The 17,771-nt window shown below is 73.0% G+C and carries 16 protein-coding genes; 7 read left to right on the top strand and 9 right to left on the bottom strand.

Annotated features, from left to right (window positions below):
* Positions 1–11: 11 nt before the first annotated feature.
* From nirD to ACSYGO_RS17160, 3 genes are read right to left on the bottom strand one after another with little or no spacing between them, the layout of a single operon-like run.
* Entirely contained in the window at positions 12–365 is a 354-nt protein-coding gene (gene nirD / locus ACSYGO_RS17170; RefSeq protein WP_028804561.1) for a nitrite reductase small subunit NirD, read from the bottom strand.
* Entirely contained in the window at positions 362–2,986 is a 2,625-nt protein-coding gene (gene nirB, locus ACSYGO_RS17165; protein WP_460387004.1) for a nitrite reductase large subunit NirB, read from the bottom strand. The genes nirD and nirB overlap by 4 nt, the downstream gene beginning before the upstream one ends.
* Positions 2,986–4,404: an NAD(P)/FAD-dependent oxidoreductase gene (locus ACSYGO_RS17160; protein ID WP_426680546.1), complete on the bottom strand. Its 1,419-nt coding sequence runs from the start codon at positions 4,402–4,404 to the stop codon at positions 2,986–2,988. The genes nirB and ACSYGO_RS17160 overlap by 1 nt, the downstream gene beginning before the upstream one ends.
* Before the next feature lie 424 nt (positions 4,405–4,828).
* Here ACSYGO_RS17160 and ACSYGO_RS17155 point away from each other — a divergent pair, with 424 nt between their 5' ends.
* The 4 genes from ACSYGO_RS17155 (at position 4,829) to ACSYGO_RS17140 (ending at position 8,174) form a co-directional block, all read left to right on the top strand.
* A complete protein-coding gene (locus ACSYGO_RS17155; protein ID WP_432186602.1) occupies positions 4,829–5,335 on the top strand; it encodes a hypothetical protein in 507 nt (168 codons plus the stop codon).
* On the top strand, positions 5,332–6,660 hold the full coding sequence (locus ACSYGO_RS17150) for a sensor histidine kinase (protein ID WP_426680544.1): 1,329 nt from the start codon (positions 5,332–5,334) through the stop codon (positions 6,658–6,660). Before ACSYGO_RS17155 ends, ACSYGO_RS17150 begins: the two co-directional genes overlap by 4 nt.
* 13 nt (positions 6,661–6,673) lie before the next feature.
* A complete protein-coding gene (locus ACSYGO_RS17145) occupies positions 6,674–7,321 on the top strand; it encodes a response regulator transcription factor (protein ID WP_359487474.1) in 648 nt (215 codons plus the stop codon).
* 70 nt (positions 7,322–7,391) lie between these two features.
* Positions 7,392–8,174 (top strand): sulfite exporter TauE/SafE family protein, encoded by a 783-nt coding sequence (locus ACSYGO_RS17140; RefSeq protein ID WP_028804556.1) that lies wholly within the window; start codon positions 7,392–7,394, stop codon positions 8,172–8,174.
* Between the two features lie 31 nt (positions 8,175–8,205).
* Here the strand turns inward: ACSYGO_RS17140 and ACSYGO_RS17135 are convergent, their stop codons facing one another.
* From ACSYGO_RS17135 to ACSYGO_RS17125, 3 genes are all read right to left on the bottom strand, one after another.
* The gene (locus ACSYGO_RS17135) at positions 8,206–9,273 is read right to left on the bottom strand and encodes a S1C family serine protease (RefSeq protein WP_432186599.1); all 1,068 of its coding nucleotides are present in this window, start codon (positions 9,271–9,273) and stop codon (positions 8,206–8,208) included.
* A gap of 135 nt (positions 9,274–9,408) precedes the next feature.
* Positions 9,409–10,038 carry a class F sortase gene (locus ACSYGO_RS17130; RefSeq protein WP_426680542.1) on the bottom strand — a complete coding sequence of 210 codons (630 nt, stop codon included), beginning with the start codon at positions 10,036–10,038 and terminating at the stop codon, positions 9,409–9,411.
* 158 nt (positions 10,039–10,196) lie between these two features.
* Positions 10,197–10,715 (bottom strand): hypothetical protein, encoded by a 519-nt coding sequence (locus tag ACSYGO_RS17125; RefSeq protein WP_028804553.1) that lies wholly within the window; start codon positions 10,713–10,715, stop codon positions 10,197–10,199.
* A 541-nt stretch (positions 10,716–11,256) separates the two neighbouring features.
* Between ACSYGO_RS17125 and ACSYGO_RS17120 the strand changes: the two genes are divergently transcribed.
* Positions 11,257–11,826: an NADPH-dependent FMN reductase gene (locus tag ACSYGO_RS17120; RefSeq protein ID WP_426680585.1), complete on the top strand. Its 570-nt coding sequence runs from the start codon at positions 11,257–11,259 to the stop codon at positions 11,824–11,826.
* Positions 11,827–11,903: 77 nt separating this feature from the next.
* Here ACSYGO_RS17120 and ACSYGO_RS17115 read toward each other — a convergent pair whose 3' ends face one another.
* On the bottom strand, positions 11,904–13,547 hold the full coding sequence (locus tag ACSYGO_RS17115) for a M4 family metallopeptidase (RefSeq protein WP_460387003.1): 1,644 nt from the start codon (positions 13,545–13,547) through the stop codon (positions 11,904–11,906).
* A 210-nt stretch (positions 13,548–13,757) separates the two neighbouring features.
* Between ACSYGO_RS17115 and cutA the strand changes: the two genes are divergently transcribed.
* Together cutA and ACSYGO_RS17105 are read left to right on the top strand one after the other, a co-directional pair.
* Positions 13,758–14,084 carry a divalent-cation tolerance protein CutA gene (gene cutA / locus ACSYGO_RS17110; protein ID WP_095934151.1) on the top strand — a complete coding sequence of 109 codons (327 nt, stop codon included), beginning with the start codon at positions 13,758–13,760 and terminating at the stop codon, positions 14,082–14,084.
* Positions 14,081–14,494: a gamma-glutamylcyclotransferase family protein gene (locus ACSYGO_RS17105; RefSeq protein ID WP_426680540.1), complete on the top strand. Its 414-nt coding sequence runs from the start codon at positions 14,081–14,083 to the stop codon at positions 14,492–14,494. Before cutA ends, ACSYGO_RS17105 begins: the two co-directional genes overlap by 4 nt.
* A 54-nt stretch (positions 14,495–14,548) precedes the next feature.
* Here the strand turns inward: ACSYGO_RS17105 and ACSYGO_RS17100 are convergent, their stop codons facing one another.
* Positions 14,549–16,915 carry a molybdopterin oxidoreductase family protein gene (locus ACSYGO_RS17100; RefSeq protein ID WP_460387002.1) on the bottom strand — a complete coding sequence of 789 codons (2,367 nt, stop codon included), beginning with the start codon at positions 16,913–16,915 and terminating at the stop codon, positions 14,549–14,551.
* 107 nt (positions 16,916–17,022) lie between these two features.
* Positions 17,023–17,730, bottom strand: coding sequence for a SanA/YdcF family protein (locus ACSYGO_RS17095; RefSeq protein WP_432186597.1), 708 nt, complete (start codon positions 17,728–17,730; stop codon positions 17,023–17,025).
* Between the last annotated feature and the right edge of the window lie 41 nt (positions 17,731–17,771).

The raw sequence follows: 17,771 nt of genomic DNA, 5'->3' as shown, positions 1-17,771 counted from the left end.
GTGGTGGCCGGTCAGGCGGCACGCACCTCGTACACCGCCACCCCGACCGAGTCGTCGTCCAGGCAGCGTCCCGACTCCAGGTCGAAGCGCTGCTTGAGGAGCGGGGAGGCGACGAACGGGCGGCCCCGGTGGGTGCCGGTCAGGCCGCGGGAGAGCACCGCCGCACCGGTGAACGGGTCGCGGTTGTCGACGGCGTACGTCCGTCCAGCGCGGTCGGTGAACAGCGCGACCTGACGGCCGTCGGGCAGCAGCGCGGCGACTCCGCGGCCCGGGGTCAGCAGGGACGGGTCGCAGACCGTGAACCAGCCGTCCTCCAGCAGGAGCTGGAGCCTGAGGGCCGTGGTCGTCTCGGGTGCCAGGGTCATCGCTGGGCGCTTCCTTCCAGGAACGGGGTCTCCCCTGCTCGGGCGGAGCCGAGAGCTCGGGGACGGGTGCCGATGGTCAGCAGCGGCAGGTCGGGCTTGATCTGGTCGCGCTCGGCGACGAACCCGACGACCGGGTCGGGGGTGTCCGGGGCGTTCACGAAGGACACGAACCGGGCCAGCTTCTCCGGGTGGTTGATGGTCTCGGCCCACTCGTCGCGGTAGTTCGCCACGTGCGCCGACATCAGCGACTCCAGCTCCTCGCAGATGCCCAGCGAGTCGTGGACCACCACGTCCCGCACGTGGTCGAGGCCGCCCGGAATGCGCTCCAGCCAGGTGGAGGTGCGCTCCAGCCGGTCGGCGGTGCGGATGTAGAACATCAGGAACCGGTCGATCAGGCGCACGAGTTCGGCGTCGCTCAGGTCCTGGGCCAGCAGATCCGCGTGGCGCGGGGTGGCACCGCCGTTGCCGCCGACGTACAGGTTCCAGCCGTTGGAGGTGGCGATCACACCGAAGTCCTTGGACTGCGCCTCGGCGCACTCGCGGGCGCAGCCGGACACCGCCGACTTGAGCTTGTGCGGGGACCTGAGCCCCCGGTACCGCAGCTCCAGGTCGATCGCCATGCGCACCGAGTCCTGGACGCCGTACCGGCACCAGGTCTGCCCCACACAGGACTTGACGGTGCGCAGGGACTTTCCGTACGCGTGACCGGACTCGAAGCCGGCGTCCACCAGCCGCGCCCAGATCAGCGGCAGCTGCTCGACGCGCGCGCCGAACATGTCGATGCGCTGGCCGCCGGTGATCTTCGTGTAGAGCCCGAAGTCCCGGGCCACCTCGCCGATCACGATCAGCTTCTCGGGAGTGATCTCGCCGCCGGGGATGCGCGGGACGATCGAGTACGAGCCGTTCCTCTGGAGGTTGGCGAGGAAGTGGTCGTTGGTGTCCTGGAGCGCGGCCTGCTCACCGTCCAGGACGTACCCGTCCGCGCCGATCGTCGGCGCGAGGGAGGCGATGATCGAGCCGACGGCCGGCTTGCAGATCTCGCACCCCTCGCCGCCACGGGCCTCCTCGCGGCCGTGCCGGTCCAGCAGCACCTGGTGCGAGGTGATCCGCAGCGCGAGGACGATCTCGTACAGCTCCTCGCGGGTCTGCCCGAAGCAGCCGCACAGCCCGTGGTCGACCTCGACACCGCTCGCCTCCAGCTCGTCGTTGACGAGCTGGCCGAGCACCTTGACGCAACTGCCGCACCCGGTGCCCGCCTTGGTGCACTTCTTGACCTCGGGAACCGAGGTGCAGGAGTGCTCGGTGACCGCGCCGCGGATCGTGCCCTTGGTGACGTTGTGGCAGGAGCAGACGACCGCGGAGTCGGGCAGCGCGGAGGGGCCGAGCGCGACCGGCGCGCCCGCGCCCGCCGGCAGCACCAGCTGCTCGGGCGCGACGGGAGGAACCGAACCGGTCAGGGCGCGCAGCGTGCCGTAGGCCTCCGCGTCACCGACCAGGATGCCGCCGAGCAGCTCGCCGTCCCGGCCGATGACCAGCTTCTTGTACGTGCCCGACCGCGAGTCGGCGTAGACGACGTCGAGGCAGTCCGCGGTGGCACCGTGCGCGTCGCCGAAGGAGGCGACGTCGACGCCGAGCAGCTTGAGCTTGGTGGAGAGGTCGGCGCCGGTGAAGCTCGCCTCGTCGGCGGCGATGGTGGCGGCGACGGTCTCGGCCATCTCGTAGCCGGGCGCGACCAGGCCGTACACACGGCCGTCGGAGGCGAGGGCGCACTCACCGATCGCGAACACCCGCGGGTCGGAGGTGCGGCACTGGGCGTCGACCGTGATGCCGCCGCGCTCGCCGACCGTGAGCCCGATGTCGCGGGCCAGCTGGTCCCGGGGGCGCACTCCCGCCGAGAACACCACGAGGTCCGTGGGGAGTTCGGACCCGTCGGACAGCCGCATCCCGGTGACGGCGCCGTCGTCCCCGATGACGATCTCCTGCGTGCCGGTGCCCGTGTGCACCGTCAGACCCATGTCCTCGATGGTGCGCAGGAGCGCCGCGCCACCGCCCTCGTCGACCTGCACCGGCATGAGCCGGGGCGCGAACTCCACGATGTGCGTGGACAGTCCGAGCCCCTTGAGGGCACCGGCCGCCTCCAGTCCGAGCAGTCCGCCACCGACCACCGCGCCGGTCGTGGCCCGGGCCTTCGCGTACTCCTCGATGGCCAGCAGGTCCTCGATCGTGCGGTAGACGAAGCAGCCCTCGGCGTCCTTGCCGGGGACCGGCGGGACGAAGGGGTACGAGCCGGTGGCCAGCACGAGCGTGTCGTACGCGACCGTCAGACCCGAGCGGGCCGTGACCTTCCGCGCCGCACGGTCGATCGACTCGGCCGGGTCGCCGAGGTGCAGCTCGATGCCGTGCTCCTCGATGAACTCCGTCTCGGTGAGGGAGAGCTCCTCCGGGGTGCGGCCCGAGAAGTACGAGGTGAGCTGGACCCGGTCGTAGGCGGGGCGGGGCTCCTCGCAGAGCACGACCACGCGGTGCGTGGCGGTCAGCCCGCGCTCGGCGAGCGCTTCGAGGAAGCGCTGGCCGACCATGCCATGGCCGACGAGCACGATCGTGGGGGTGTCCATGGACATCAGGAGCCTCCGTCGTTGGTGAGCAGGTGGAGCAGTGGTGCGCCGTCCCCGGGGAGCGGCTCGGCTCCCTCCCAGGCGCGGGCGAGGGCACCGACGGTGCCCAGGTCGCCGACGAGCACGCCGCCGACCACCCGGTCGTCGCGGACGACGACCTTGCGGTAGGTGCCGCGGGTGGCGTCGGCGAGCTGGACGACGTCGTCCCCGGGGCGGGGGTCGGGTTCGCCGAACGCGGCGAGGTCGAAGGGGGCACGGCCGCCCGCGAGGGTGAGCCGGGTCAGCGACCGGGTCCCCGTGTAGCGGGCGGCGGAGCGTGCCCGGGCGGGCGGAGTGTCCGCGGCGCCGGAGCCGGATGCGGCGCCCGGACCGTCGGCAGCGTCGGAGCCGTCCGCGGCACCCGGACCGTCCGCGGCGGCCGGGGAGTCCGTGGCGGCCGGGGAGTCCGCGGCCTCGGCGACGATCAGCCCGGCCAGCACGTCGGCCTGTTCGAGGGCCGGGGCGGCCAGGCCGTAGACCGTCCCGTCGTACTGGACGCAGTCGCCGATCGCCCGGATGTGCGGGTCGGACGTGCGCAGTTCGTCGTCGACGAGGATTCCCTTGTGGACGGCGAGGCCCGCCTGCTGGGCGAGTCCCGTGCGCGGGTGGACACCGCAGGCGAGGACGACGAGGTCGGCGTCGAGGGCGTAACCGTCGGCCATCTCCACCGAGCGGACCGCGCCGCCGACACAGCGCACGTCGCGCACCCGGCACTCGGTGTGCACCTCCACCCCGAGGTCGGTGAGGTGCCGGTGGACCAGGCGGGAGGCCGCCGGGTCCAGCTGGCGCTCCATGAGCCGCTCGGACTGCTGCGCCAGCACCACCTGGGCCCCGCGCATCGCGAGGGCGCGGGCGGCCGAGACACCGAGGAGTCCGCCGCCGATCACCACGGCGCGGGTGCCCTCCCGCACGGCCTTCGACAGGCCCAGGCAGTCGTCCATGGTGCGGAACGCATGGACGCCCTCCGGGAGTTCGTGCCCGCCCTGCGAGAACAGTCCGCGCAGCGGAGGGAGCACCGGGTTCGAGCCCGTCGCGAGGACCAGCGTGTCGTATGCGATCTCCGAGCCGTCCGCGCAGCGCAGGGTGCGCGCGGCCCGGTCGATGCCGGTGACCCGGGCGCGGACCAGGCCGCCCGGCGCCGGGAGGGCGATCACCTCGGGCGCGTACCGCCCGGCCAGGACCTCGGCGAGCAGGACACGGTTGTACGGCGCGTGCTCCTCCTCGCCCAGGAGCACCACGGAGACGCCGGGCGCGGCGGGCGCGGCGGGGCCGCCGGGACCGACGAGAGCGGGGCCGCCGGACGCGCCGAGCTCCGCGAGCCGCCGGGCGAGCCGTACGCCCGCGAGCCCGGCGCCGATCACCACCACACGCGTATTCGAGGTCATGACCACACGGTGCGGTGCCGGTGTTACCCGGCAGGATCACGACTGTTTCCCGGGAGGAACGCTGCCCTCAGCGGCACCGGACCCCGGGTGTGAGGCTTCGGGTCACGCACTCGGCCCCGGGTGTGAGGCTTCGGGTCGTGCGACGGGTGCGGGTGTGAGGCATCGAGGCCGCGACGGAGAGCTGGTGTGAGGCCTCGGTCCGTCCGGCCGGAGCAGATGTGAGGCGGTCCGTCCGGCCGGAGCAGGTGGGAGGGTTCGCGGCGTGCGACGCGACCACCGAGCAGCCTCGGCCGGTCCGGGCGGGAGCGGGGGAGGTGGGGTTGACCGAACCCCCGGTCTCCGTGCGGGCACCATCGAACGGGCCGCCCGCGCACGCGACCCTTGAGATGCCGGACCACACCAGCTCACCGACAGGGGGACCACCATGGCCACCGCTCGCGGACTCCAGCCGCCGCCCGCACGCGACGACACCGCCGTACGCGTCTGGCGGTTCGTCCGCGAACCCTTCACCGCGGGCACCTGGCGCCGCGTCGCCTACGCGCTGCTGGCCTTCCCGGTCGGCGTGGCGTGCGTGCCGTTGTCGCTGCTGGGCGCCCCGACCGGGCGGTGGCAGCGTGGTCTGCTGCGCCGCTTCCTCGGCGCCCGCCCGGCCGGCTCCTCGGGCGGCCTCGCCCACGCGCTCCTCGCGACCCCCCTCAACCTCCTGGTCCTCGCCGTCACCGCATACGGCTGGTCCCTCGTGCCGATGAACCTGGGCTGGCCCCTGCGCGCCGGCTCCGACTACGCGGACGCCTGGGGAGGGCCCACCTTCGCCGGCGCCTGGACCTTCCACGCCGTCGCCGGCGGCCTCGGCTTCCTGCTGGTCATGCCCTGGCTCGGCCGCGCCATGGCGTCCGTCCAGCTCCGTGTCGCGTCGGCCCTCCTGCCGTGACCGCCCCGCCGGACCCCGGCCCTCTCCGCGACTTCCAGGTCGACCCCATGAACCAGCTCCGCGCCGTGTTCGCTCTCCCGTTCGGGCGGCGGGCCCTCGCGGCCCTCCTCTACGGTCTGATCGCCTTCCCGCTCGCCCTCGTCGGCTTCGTCCTCACCCTCGTGGGGCTGCTGGTCGGCGGCGTCCTGTCGATCACCACGCTCGGGCTGTGGCTGATCGCCGTCACCGTGCGCGGAGCGCTGGCGCTCGGGAGGCTGCAACGCGCGCTGGCACGGCGGCTGCTCGGGCTGGAGATCGAGGACCCGCAGCGCCGCACCGGCAGCGGCATCCTCGGCTGGCGCCGGGCCCTCCTCGCCGACCGCGGCGGATGGCGCGCCGTCGCCTGCGCGCTGGCGACGCCCTTCACCGCGGTCTTCGGACTCGTCACCGTCGTCATCGGCTACGTATACGGCGTCCTGCTGACCCTGCACCCCCTGCTCAAGAACTGGAACTACGACACCCGGCGCGCCCCGGACGGCACGGAGCACCGTGTGTCACTGGAGTTCTTCGGCTTCCAGGTCGACTCCTGGCCCCGCTGGCTGATCCCCGTGGCCCTCGGGCTGCTGCTCCTCGCCGCCGCGTCCTGGCTGCTGCGCCATGCCCTGGCCCCGCACCGCGCCCTGCTCACCGCACTGCTCGGACCCGATGCCGCCGACCGCCGCATCCGCACGCTGGAGGAGACCCGCGCGCAGGCCGTCGAGGACGCGGCGGCGACCCTGCGCCGGATCGAACGCGACCTGCACGACGGCACCCAGGCCCGGCTCGTCGGCCTCGCCATGCACCTCACGATGATCAAGGAGCTGATCGGCACGGGAGCCTCCCCGCAGCAGCTCCTCACGGTCGTCGACACCGCGCAGGGCAACGCCACCCAGGCCATCGCCGACCTGCGCCACCTCGTCAAGGGCATTCACCCGCCCGTGCTCGACCAGGGCCTCGACACCGCCCTGGCCACCCTCGCCGCGGACAGCGCCCTGCCCGTCGAGGTCCGGGCCGACATCGCGGACCGCCCCAGCCCGGCCGTCGAGTCGATCGCGTACTTCTGCGCCGCCGAACTCCTCGCCAACGCGGCCAAGCACAGCGCGGCGAGCGCCGCCGCCGTGACCGTGACCGCCCGGGACGGACTGCTGCGGCTGACCGTGCGCGACGACGGACGCGGGGGAGCGGTGATCGGCGCGGGCTCCGGCCTGACCGGGCTGCGCACCCGGGCCCGTACCGTCGACGGCACGCTCACCTGCGACAGCCCGCCGGGAGGTCCTACCGTGGTCACGGTCGAACTGCCCTACTGATCCGGAAGGTCATATGCGCGTCGTCATCGCCGAGGACTCCGCCCTGCTGCGCGACGGGCTGGCCCAGCTGCTCCGGTTGCGCGGGGTGGAGGTCGCCGCCGCCGTGGGGGACGCGGAGGCGCTGCTGACGGCGGTGTCCGAGCACCGGCCGGACGTCGCCGTCGTCGACATCCGGCTGCCGCCCACACAGACGGACGAGGGGGTGCGGGCCGCCGTGCGGCTGCGCGCGGACCACCCCGGCACCGGGGTGCTGGTCTTCTCGCAGTACGTCGAGACCACGTACGCGGCGCAACTGCTCCGCGAACCCGCCGGGTTCGGCTATCTGCTGAAGGAACGCGTCGTCGACATCGGCGAATTCGTGGACGCCATGGAGCGCGTGGCCCGCGGCGGTACGGCCCTCGACCCCGAGGTGGTCGCGCAGCTCTTCGGCGCGAGCCGTCGGGCGGGCGCCCTCGACACGCTCACCCCCCGGGAGCGGGAGGTCCTCGCGCTGATGGCCGAGGGCCGCACGAACCACGCGATCGCCGCCGCCTTCACCGTCTCCGAGCGGGCCGTCGAGAAGCACGTCGCCAACATCTTCGTGAAGCTGGACCTGCCGCCGTCGGACACCGGGAACCGCCGGGTCCTCGCGGTCCTGCGCTATCTGGACTCGGTGCGCTGAAGCTCAGAAGTCGCTCAAGGTTCACCGGATCGATGGACGGCACATCTACCTCGTCCGTAGGGTCGCGATCATGCCCGACATATCGCTGACCATGGTCGTCGTCCTGTGCCTCGCCTCGCTGGCGGCCGGCTGGATCGACGCCGTGGTGGGCGGCGGCGGGCTGCTCCTGCTCCCCGCGCTGCTGCTCGGACTGCCGAGCGGCACCCCGGCGGCGTACGCGCTCGGCACCAACAAGGCGGTGGCGATCGTCGGCACGACCGGCGCGGCGGTGACGTACGCGCGCAAGGCGCCCGTCGACGTGCGCCTCGCGGTGCGGATCGGGCTCGCGGCGCTCGCCGGTTCCACGGCGGGTGCGTTCGTCGCGGCCGGGCTGAGCACCGACGTGCTCAAGCCGGTCGTCATGGTCGTCCTGCTCGGTGTCGGCGCTTTCGTGATCCTCAGGCCCGCCTTCGGCACGGCGCCCCCGACGACGCCCGTCTCCGCGCGCCGGGTCCTCGCCGCGATCGGGCTGGCGGGCCTCGGCATCGGTTTCTACGACGGGCTCATCGGCCCCGGCACGGGTACGTTCCTGGTGCTCGCCCTCACCGCACTCCTCCACCTCGACCTGGTGACCGCCTCCGCCACCGCCAAGATTGTCAACTGCTGCACCAACGCGGGTGCCCTCGCGACCTTCGCCTGGAAGGGCACGGTGCACTGGCAACTCGCTGCCCTGATGGCCGTCTTCAATCTGGTCGGCGGCACCGTCGGGGCACACACCGCGCTCAAGAAGGGCAGCGGGTTCGTCCGTGTCGTGCTGCTGACGGTGGTGTTCGCGCTGGTGGCGAACATGGCCTACCAGCAGTGGATCGCCTAGCCGGTGACCAGCGGTCCGGTCCGGTCGGGGCTCACCGGCCGAGCGTGACGGTGGCGCTCCAGGTGTCCCCGGCCTTGGCGGACGTCCCGTCCTGGAACTCCGTGTCGCTCGTGTACGCCCCGAGCAGGTCGACCTTCTCGCCCGGTGCGGACGACTGGAGGACGTCGCACACCTGCGGGACCGTGGTGACCTTCGTGTCCTTGATGTCGGTGATCACGTCACCGGCCGCCATGTTCGCCTTGGCGGCCACGGAGTGGCCGTCCACGCTCGTCACATAGACGCCGTCGATCCCCTTGGCGGTGACGGCCTTCTGAAGCTTCGTCGCCTCGGTCTCCTGTCCGGGGAAGTAGGACGCGAAGTCGGGGTCGCTCAGCGCGACCAGCCCCTGCCACCCGGGATTGTTCTTGCTCTTCCCCTCGGCGAGCCCCTCCAGGAGGGGTTTGGCGTGGTCGCCCGCGATGGAGTAGTACTGCCCCTGGGTGCCCTCGATGATGAAGGTGTTGATGCCCACGAGCTTGGCGTCGCTGTTCAGCAGCGGGCCGCCGGAGTTGCCCGGGTTGAGGGTCGCGGAATGCTGCACGGTGGACGACAGGTTGGGCGAGCTGACCTGCCCCGTCTGCGCGACCTCGGGGGACTGCACCACCCCGGTGGTGAGCACCGCCTTCTCGTGACTGGCGTCGCCCGCGCCGACCGGATAGCCGATCGCCGTCACCTGGTCGCCCTGTCCGAGGTCGCCGCTGTCGCCGAACTCCACTTCCTTGAGGTCGTCCTGCGGGGTGGCGAGCTTCACGATCGCCAGGTCCTCGCAGGGATCGGCCGCCACGACCCGCACGGGCACGGGCCCACCGTCCTCGATACGGACCTGGAGGGAGGTCTGGCCGGCGACCACATGGTCGTTGGTGAGGATGAGCCCCTTCTCGGCGTCGTAGACGACACCGGTGCCGTCGGCCTCGCCGCCGGCCAGCACCTGCACGGTCGCGGGTGCCACCTTCTCGAAGATCTCGTCCGGATCGTCCGCCCGCGCCTGCGCGGTGGTGAACCCGGCGCTCAGGGCGATGGCGGACACGGCGGTGACGCAGACTCTCGCTATCGGCCTCATCAGGGCCCTCCCAGCTCCCGGCCGAGGCCCCAACACTCAAGCCGGGGAGAAGAACTGCCCCTTCCAGGCTAATCCTCCGCCGCATCGCTGTCGCGGCGGGGAACGGCCGCCGCCGGATGACGCGGGCGCCGTCGGTCAGGCCGCGCGGCTCCCCGTCAGATGGGCGAAGACGACGACGTTGCCCTGGTACCCGGTCGTCTTCGAATAGCCGCCGCCGCAGGTGATGACGCGCAGTTCGGGGCGCTGCGCGGCGCCGTACACCTTGTCGTCGGGGAAGTCGCGGGCGTCGTACACCTCGACGGAGTCGACGGTGAAGACGGCCGTGCCGCCGTCGCGGCGCGCCACCTCGATGACGCTGCCCTTCTTCAGGGAGCCGAGGTCGTAGAAGACGGCGGGGCCCTCGGAGTTGTCGACGTGTCCCGCGACGATCGCGGTGCCCCGTTCGCCCGGTGTGGTGCCGGCCTCGTACCAGCCGGCGAGGTTCTTCTGCTCCGCGGGCGGGACGTCCAGGCTGCCCTGCGGGGTGAGGGAGAGACCCATCAGGGGGGCGTCCACGCGGATGGAGGGTATGCGGATGCGCTCCGGAGGGGAGTGCGGCAGCGCGGGCGCGGCGGGCCGCCGGTCACCGGCGCCGGGTGCCGCCGCCTGCGCGGCGGACGGCTGGGGCGGCGCGTTCGTCTCGGCGCCGCTGTGCAGCAGCAAGGCGCCGGAACAGAGGGCGACCACGGTGACGGACGCTATCGCGATGTTGCTGACCGGGCGCACGTGAGCCTCCTGGCGGGATATGTCCAAGGCCGCGCTCTCCTGGATCCTTGTGGGTCGGTGGGGGTCGGGTCCCGTTCCCCCTCCGGGCCGCGAGGGGCGTCGGGCCACGGAGGGGGAGGGGACGGCGGTACCGGCGGACGGACAGCGGAGGGTGTCCGTCAGATCCCGTCGCCTCTCGCCCGGCGATGCAGGAGCCAGGTACCGCCCGCGGCGGCGACGGCCAGGGCCGCCACTCCCGCCGCGGTCTGCACGGGATCGGTGCCCAGAGCGCCACCGACCCCCGTCTTCACCAGTCCGCGCGGCTGGACCTGCTCGCGCGTGGACGTCAGGGTCACCATCAGGTCACCCGTGACCTGCTTGCCGCCCGCGCACTGCGCGACGATCTCGTACGTGCCGGGCTGAGCGCTGGGCGGCACCCGGAACTGTCCGATCGCGTCGTTCTCGTGAGCGCTCGGGGCCAGCGGGAACGTGCCCGCGCCGACCGCGCTGGCATCGCCCGCCGCCGCGGCGGCCGCGCCGCACGCCGCCGTGTTGACCGTGACGCCCGCGCCCGGGACGACGGTCGAGGGGAACACCTCCAGCCTTCCGGTCTCACCGCCGTACGCGGGCGCCGTGGCGAGACCCGCGGCGGCGACGGCGAGCGCGGTACCGGTCAGCATCCGGGCGGTACGTCGCATCGTGCTTGCTCCTCCGAGGGGGCGCGGCCCGCGACACCCCCAAGTGCCGCTGCGTCGGTCACGCCCCTGCTTTACCGAGGTAAGTGGCACGGGACCGAACCCGCTTCCTGATGGACCGTCAAAAATGAGGTGAACGGGTGTCGGGGAGGAGCGCCACACGGGTTGGTTCCACGGCGTTCCAGCAGGTCACCGGTGTGCGAACGGCGCGTCGCGGAAAAGGGTCCGAAGGGGGCTGGCGAAGGTGTGAACGGGTGACCGGGTGCCGCTCCGGCGCGGCCGCGGGGGGTCCGACGCACGATGGCGGCCCCGTCGGCTTGACCTCAAGAAAACTTGAGGTATGAGGGTGTGGGGCATGAACACAGCCACAGCCGAAACCACGGCCCCCGTCTCCCCGCCGGCCGCCGGCTCCACGGCCGCACCCGACGCCGCGACCTCACCCGACTCCGCGCCGGCGTCCGGCCCCGCGCTCCCGGGCTCCGCGCCGGTCCCGGCCCCCGGCCCGCTCGCCGCGCCGGCCGCGTCCGCCGTCCCCGAGGCCCCGGTGCGGGTCACGGTGGTCGTCGGCAGTGACCGGGAGGGCCGCTTCGGCCCCGTCGTCGCCGACTGGCTGCTGGAGCGCATCGGGGAACGCGACGACTTCGCCGTCGAAGTGGTCGACGTCGCCGCCGCCTCGCTGCCCACGGCGCTCTCGCACGACCCGTCGCCGTCGGTGGCGGCCGCGCTCGCGGAGGTGTCACCGGCCCTGGACGCCGCGGACGCCTTCGTCGTCCTCACCCCCGAGTACAACCACTCCTTCCCCGCGGGTCTGAAGAACCTGATCGACCGGCACTTCACAGAGTGGCGTGCCAAGCCCGTCGCGCTCGTCTCCTACGGCGGCATCTCCGGAGGTCTCCGCGCCGCCGAACACCTCCGGCAGGTCTTCGCCGAACTGCACGCCGTGACCGTGCGCGACACGGTGTCCTTCCACGGTGCGGCGGGCGCCTTCGACGCCGGTGGCCGGCCGCGCGACCCGGCCGGCCCGTCCGCCGCGGCCACGGCGATGCTGGACCAACTGGCCTGGTGGGCACGGGCTCTGCGGGAGGCGAAGGAGCGGCGGCCCTACGGGGGATAGCGGCCCCGGTCACGCTGCGCGTGCATGGGCAGGCGTCCTGTCGACGCCTGCCCATGCACGGCCGGGGTGTCGCGGGGTCAGGCCACGGACACCGCGGACCAGGCGGCCGCGACCGCGTTGTACTCGGTGCTGCCCGCGCCGTACAGGTCCTTCGCCGCGTTCAGCGTGGCCGTACGGGCGCCCGCGTACTTGGTCGAGGACGTCATGTAGACCGTCAGTGCGCGGTACCAGATCTTGCCGACCTTGTCGTGGCCGATGCCGGTGACCGTCGAGCCGTTGCAGGTCGGCGAGTCGTAGCTGACGCCGTTGACCGTCTTGGCGCCGCTGCCCTCCGCCAGCAGGTACGCGAAGTGGTTCGCGACCCCCGACGAGTAGTGGACGTCGAGGTTGCCCACCGAACTGCTCCAGCAGTCGGCCGAGTTGCCGTCCTTGGAGGGCTTGTCCATGAAGCGCAGCGCGGGCTTGCCGAAACCGGAACGGACGATCTTCTCGCCGATCAGGTAGTCACCGGCGTCGGAGGAGTTGTTCGCGTACCACTCCACCATCGTGCCGAAGATGTCCGACGTCGCCTCGTTGAGGCCGCCGGACTCGCCCGAGTACGTGAGGGCGGCCGTCTTCGAGGTGACGCCGTGCGACATCTCGTGACCGGCCACGTCCAGCGCCACCAGGGGGCCGAACGTCGTCCCGTCACCGTCGCCGTACGTCATGCAGAAACAACTGTCGTCCCAGAAGGCGTTGTTGTAGTTGTTGCCGTAGTGCACGCGGTTGTACGAGCCCTTGCCGTCGCCGGCGATGCCGTTGCGGCCGTGGACGTTCTTGTAGTAGTCCCAGGTCTCGTTGGTGCCGTACTGGGCGTCGACAGCGGCCGAGGAGCGGTCCGACGTGGTGCCCGAGCCCCAGTGGTTGTCGGCGTCCGTGAACAGCGTCGCGGGGGCGCGGCTGAAGCAGATCCCGAAGATGCACAGGTCCGTCTTGTTCGCCGCGTCGCCCGTGTAGGTGTTCCCGCGCGTGGGGTCCTTGAGCTGGTACGTCGACCCGGAGAGCGTGGTCTCCAGCGGAACCGTGCCGCTGTAGAGCGACTTGCCGTCGCCGGTCGCCGTCTCGATGGTGTCCCAGGCGTCGATCTGCGCGCCGGTGCGGGCGTCGGTGAGGACGCTGCGGGCGACCGGGTTGCCGAGCGAGTCCTGCGCCACCACGGTGGTCTGCCAGGCGAGTTTGGGCGTCCCGTGCAGAGCGTCGACGACCAGCCGGGGCTTGGCCGTGATCTTCTTCAGGGCCTCGCCCAGGTGCGCGGCGCGCAGCGCGTTCACCGCCAGGTCGGCGGCCTTGGGCGCGGCCAGGCCGGGGGTCACGCTCGGCAGCGACAGAGGGCTGCGGGTGGCGCGGTCGGCGCTCCGGTACGCACCGCCCGGCGCCAGGTGGACCACGAAGTCCCCGCCCAGCACGGGCAGTTGACGGTAGGTCCGGTCGTACCGGACGTGCTGGGTGCCGTCCTTGTCGACGACGACGTCCCGTACGGAGGTGTCCTGCGCGGAGGTGAGTCCCAGACTCGTGGCGTGCTCCACGAGCGCCGACGCCGCGTTCGCGAGGGCGGTGGCCCTGCTCGGTCTGTCGTCCGCGCTCGCGGCCGGGGCCAGTGCCGTGGCCAGCAGTGCGGCCGTGGTCGCGGCTATGCCCGCGGTGGCGAGACGGGAACCTCGGATGTGCCGTGTCCGACTCATCGGTCTCCTTGGGAAGGCGCCTTGGGCGCGTGGGGGGAGGCGCTGATGTCGTCACAGATTTAAAGGTCCATGACATGTCATGTCCATAGCGCGCACTGATGGATGTGTGTGGGTGTGTGAGGGGTGAGAATCGTTTCTGCAAAGGCCTCGGCGACAGCCGCCGACGAGGCCGGGCGCGGACCGCCGCGACGAACCGAGAGGGAGCCGATCATGGCCACGGCCGCCTGGCTGACCGTCCTGACCACGACCGATGCCGCCGACAAGGCCGAGGCGCTCGCCCGCGGCGCGGTCGAGGCGCGGGTCGCGGCCTGTGCGCAGATCTCCGGACCGGTCACGTCCGTCTACCGATGGCGGGGCGACATCGAGACCGCCGCCGAGTGGCAGGTGCTCTTCAAGACGACGGGCGCCCGGTACGACGAACTGGAGGCGTATCTGCGGCGGGCGCACGACTACGACACCCCCGAGATCATCGCGACGGAGATCGTCCGGGGCGGCGCGGACTACCTGCGATGGCTGGAGGAGGAGACCGCCGGGTGAGACTCCCCTTCTTCGTCTACGGCACCCTGCGCCCCGGCGAGCACAACCACGACCGGTTCCTGCGGGGCCGCACACAGTCCGAGGAACCGGTCCGGATGCGGGGCGTCGTGCTGTACGACGGGCCCGGATACCCGTACGCCGTCGAGGAGGCCGGCGGAGTGGTGAGCGGTGAACTCGTGACCGCGCTGCCCCAGGAGTACGAGGAACTCCTCGCCGCCCTGGACCGGTTGGAGGAGTACGCGCCGGGCGATCCGCGCAACCTCTACGAGCGGGTGGCGCGCGACGTCGTGCGCGCGGACGGGACGGCGGGCCTCCGCGCCTGGGTGTACGTGGCCGCTCCCGCCGTCGCGGCCCGTCTCCGCGCCCGGGGCACGCGGATCACGGGCGGGGACTGGCGCTCGCGGTTCTGAGCGCACGGGCGGCGCACCCGCCCACGGCGTCCCCGCGGGGCGCGCCCCCTACGGTCACCGCTCGACGGCCTCCAGACGCACCGCGCACGCCTTGAACTCCGGCATGCGCGACGTCGGATCGAGGGCCGGGTTGGTCAGGGTGTTGGCGCGGCCCTCGCCCGGCCAGTGGAAGGGCATGAACACGGTGTCGGGCCGGATGGTGCTCGTGATCCGGGCCGGTGCCACGGCACGGCCCCGCCGCGACACGACCGCCACCGCGTCCCCGTCCAGCGCCCCGAGCCGCTCGGCCAGCCGCGGGTGCATCTCCACGAACGGGCCGGGGGCGGCGGCGTTGAGCTCGTCGACGCGCCGGGTCTGCGCGCCCGACTGGTACTGCGCCACGACCCGGCCGGTGGTCAGCAGCACCGGGTACTCGTCGTCCGGTTCCTCGGCGGCCGGCCGGTGCGACACGGGCACGAACCGCGCCCGCCCGTCGTCGGTGGCGAAGCGGTCGAGGAAGAGGCGCGGCGTCCCGGGGTGCACGTCCGCGCCGACGCCCTCCCGCGCGGGGTCGTCGGCGGCCGGTGCCGCGCCGTCTTCCGCCCGCGCCGGGCCGGCGGCCGTGCCCGTCGTGCCGTCCCCGTCCGCCGCCGCGGGGCCGCTGCCGCCGCCCGGCACCGCGCCGGTGTCCCCCGCGGGGTCGTCCTCGAACACGTCGAGCGAGGCGTCCTCGCAGTCGTCGCACTCACCGGCGGCCCCGGGCCCGGCTCCGGTCGTGCGGCCGGTTCCGTGGGTCCCGGCGGCGTCCGCGCGGGACGGCTCGACGGCCCCGGCGGGCTCCGGCGCCGGGCACGGCCAGAACACGCCGTTCTCCTCCGCCAGCCGCCGGTAGGTGATCCCCGAGTAGTCCGCCGCCCCGCCCGCGCTCGCCCTGCGCAGTTCGTCGAAGACGTCCTCCGGGTCCGCCGGGAAGCCCTTCTCCACGCCCAGGCGGGCGGCGAGTTCGCGCAGCACGTACAGATCGCTGTGCACGCCCCGCGGCGGGGTGAGCGCCTGACGCCGCAGCAGCACGCGGCCCTCCAGGTTCGTGGTCGTGCCGGTCTCCTCGGCCCACTGGGTGACCGGCAGGACGACGTCGGCGAGCGCGGCCGTCTCCGACAGGACGACGTCGGCGACCGCCAGGAAGTCGAGCGAGGCGAGGCGTTCCTCGATGTGCGCGGCGCGCGGCGCGGAGACCACCGGGTTCGACCCCATCAGCAGCAGGGAACGGATGTCCGTGCCCATCGCGTCGAGGAGTTCGTACGCGCTGCGTCCGGGGCCGGGCAGCGAGTCCGGGTCCACGCCCCACACCTCGGCCACGTGGCGGCGTGCCTCAGGGTCGGTCAGCTTGCGGTAGCCGGGCAACTGGTCGGCCTTCTGGCCGTGTTCGCGCCCGCCCTGCCCGTTGCCCTGCCCGGTGAGACAGCCGTACCCGGACAACGGCCGTCCCGCCCGCCCGGTGGCCAGGCACAGGTTGATCCACGCGCCGACCGTGTCCGTGCCCTTGGACTGCTGCTCGGGCCCGCGCGCGGTGAGCACCATGGCGCTCTCCGGCTCGCAGAACAGCCGAACGGCCTCCCGCAGCCGTGGAACGGACACCCCCGTGATCCGTTCCACGTACTCCGGCCAGTGGGCCATGGCCGCCGCCCGCGCGTCCTCCCAACCGCTCGTCCGGGCCCCGATGTACTCCTCGTCGGCGCGCCCCTCGGCGACGACCAGGTGCAGCATCCCGAGAGCCAGCGCCAGGTCCGTACCCGGGCGCGGCGCGAGGTGCAGGTCGGCCTGCTCGGCCGTACGGGTCCGGCGCGGGTCGACGACGATCAGCGTGCCGCCGTTCTCCTTCAGTTCGGTGAGGTAGCGCAGCGCCGGCGGCATCGTCTCGGCGAGGTTGGAGCCGACGAGGATCACACAGCCGGTCCGCGGCACGTCCTCCAGCGGGAAGGGCAGCCCCCGGTCGAGACCGAAGGCCTTGATCCCGGCCGCCGCCGCGGACGACATGCAGAACCTGCCGTTGTAGTCGATCTGCGAGGTGCCGAGGACGACGCGGGCGAACTTTCCGAGGGCGTACGCCTTCTCGTTCGTCAGTCCGCCCCCGCCGAACACACCGCACGCGTCCGGGCCGTGCTCCGCGCGCGTGCGCGACAGACCCGCGGCGATCCGGTCGAGCGCCTCGTCCCAGCCGGCCGGCTCCAGCACACCCGCCCTGCGCACCAGCGGCGACGTCAGCCGCACCCGGGACGACAGCAGCTCCGGCGCGGTCCGTCCCTTGCCGCACAGCGCCCCCCGGTTCACCGGGAAGTCCGCGCGCTCCGTCACCTCGACACCGCCGGAGGCGGGCGTCAGGTTCATCCCGCACTGCAGGGCGCAGTACGGGCAGTGGGTGGGCGTCGCGGAGGTGTTCATACCGCTCAGCGTGGGTCGGGCGTGTTACGCGCCGGGTCGGGCCGCGTTACGCCATCGGCACGGGGACCTCCCGGCCGGGTCCGGCGCGCCGTGAGGAACGCCCTCCGTCACCCGCCGGCGGCGGCCAGCGCGCGCGAGATCCCCGGCTCCTTCGGCCCGAGGAACCGCGGATCGGGTTCGAACACCGCGTCCAGGGCGGCCTTCCCCGCGGCGAAGATCTCCCGCGTGCCCCCGTAGTACCAGGTGACGTCGTGCTTGTCGTCCACGCCGATGCCGTACGACCGCACCCCGGCCGCCTGGCACAGCGCGACCGCCCGCCGGATGTGGAAGCCCTGGCTGATCAGCAGGGCCTCGTGGACCCCGAAGATCTTCCGGGCCCGTACGCAGGAGTCCCAGGTGTCGAAGCCCGCGTAGTCGCTGACGATGCGGTCGTCGGGCACACCCCGCGCGGTCAGATAGGTCCGCATGGCGTCCGGCTCGTCGTAGTCCTCGCGGCTGTTGTCGCCGGTGACGAGGACGACCTTGATCCGGCCGTCGCGGTACAGCCCGGCCGCCGCGTCGAGACGGTGGGCGAGGTACGGCGACGGCTCGCCGTCCCACAGGCCCGCGCCGAAGACCACCGCGACGTCCGTGCGCGGGGCGTCCGCCGTCGTGCGCAGCCGGTCGCCCGTCACCACGTACATCCAGGTCGCGGGAAGCAGCGCGAGGACGCACAGCAGCATCACCGCCTGCACGGCCCGCCGCTGTCCGGCCCGCGTGCGCGGCAGTCGCGGCCGGCGCAGCCGCCGCACCGCACGCGGCATCACGAAGCGCATCTCCGCTGTCCCCTCCCCAGGTGGCCCCGCCCCTTCAGGAC

It is taken from the genome of Streptomyces krungchingensis (assembly GCF_054729265.1).
This window is presented reverse-complemented; position numbering and strand designations above follow the sequence as displayed.

Excerpts from the sequence above, each read along its gene's own strand:
- cutA (WP_095934151.1), top strand. The coding sequence starts at position 13,758 with ATGGCCACGGCCGCCTGGCTGACCGTCCTGACCACGACCGATGCCGCC.
- ACSYGO_RS17155 (WP_432186602.1), top strand. The coding sequence starts at position 4,829 with ATGGCCACCGCTCGCGGACTCCAGCCGCCGCCCGCACGCGACGACACC.
- ACSYGO_RS17095 (WP_432186597.1), bottom strand. The coding sequence starts at position 17,730 with ATGCGCTTCGTGATGCCGCGTGCGGTGCGGCGGCTGCGCCGGCCGCGA.
- ACSYGO_RS17140 (WP_028804556.1), top strand. The coding sequence starts at position 7,392 with ATGCCCGACATATCGCTGACCATGGTCGTCGTCCTGTGCCTCGCCTCG.
- ACSYGO_RS17115 (WP_460387003.1), bottom strand. The coding sequence starts at position 13,547 with ATGAGTCGGACACGGCACATCCGAGGTTCCCGTCTCGCCACCGCGGGC.
- ACSYGO_RS17100 (WP_460387002.1), bottom strand. The coding sequence starts at position 16,915 with ATGAACACCTCCGCGACGCCCACCCACTGCCCGTACTGCGCCCTGCAG.
- ACSYGO_RS17135 (WP_432186599.1), bottom strand. The coding sequence starts at position 9,273 with ATGAGGCCGATAGCGAGAGTCTGCGTCACCGCCGTGTCCGCCATCGCC.
- ACSYGO_RS17125 (WP_028804553.1), bottom strand. The coding sequence starts at position 10,715 with ATGCGACGTACCGCCCGGATGCTGACCGGTACCGCGCTCGCCGTCGCC.
- nirB (WP_460387004.1), bottom strand. The coding sequence starts at position 2,986 with ATGTCCATGGACACCCCCACGATCGTGCTCGTCGGCCATGGCATGGTC.
- ACSYGO_RS17160 (WP_426680546.1), bottom strand. The coding sequence starts at position 4,404 with ATGACCTCGAATACGCGTGTGGTGGTGATCGGCGCCGGGCTCGCGGGC.
- ACSYGO_RS17145 (WP_359487474.1), top strand. The coding sequence starts at position 6,674 with ATGCGCGTCGTCATCGCCGAGGACTCCGCCCTGCTGCGCGACGGGCTG.
- nirD (WP_028804561.1), bottom strand. The coding sequence starts at position 365 with ATGACCCTGGCACCCGAGACGACCACGGCCCTCAGGCTCCAGCTCCTG.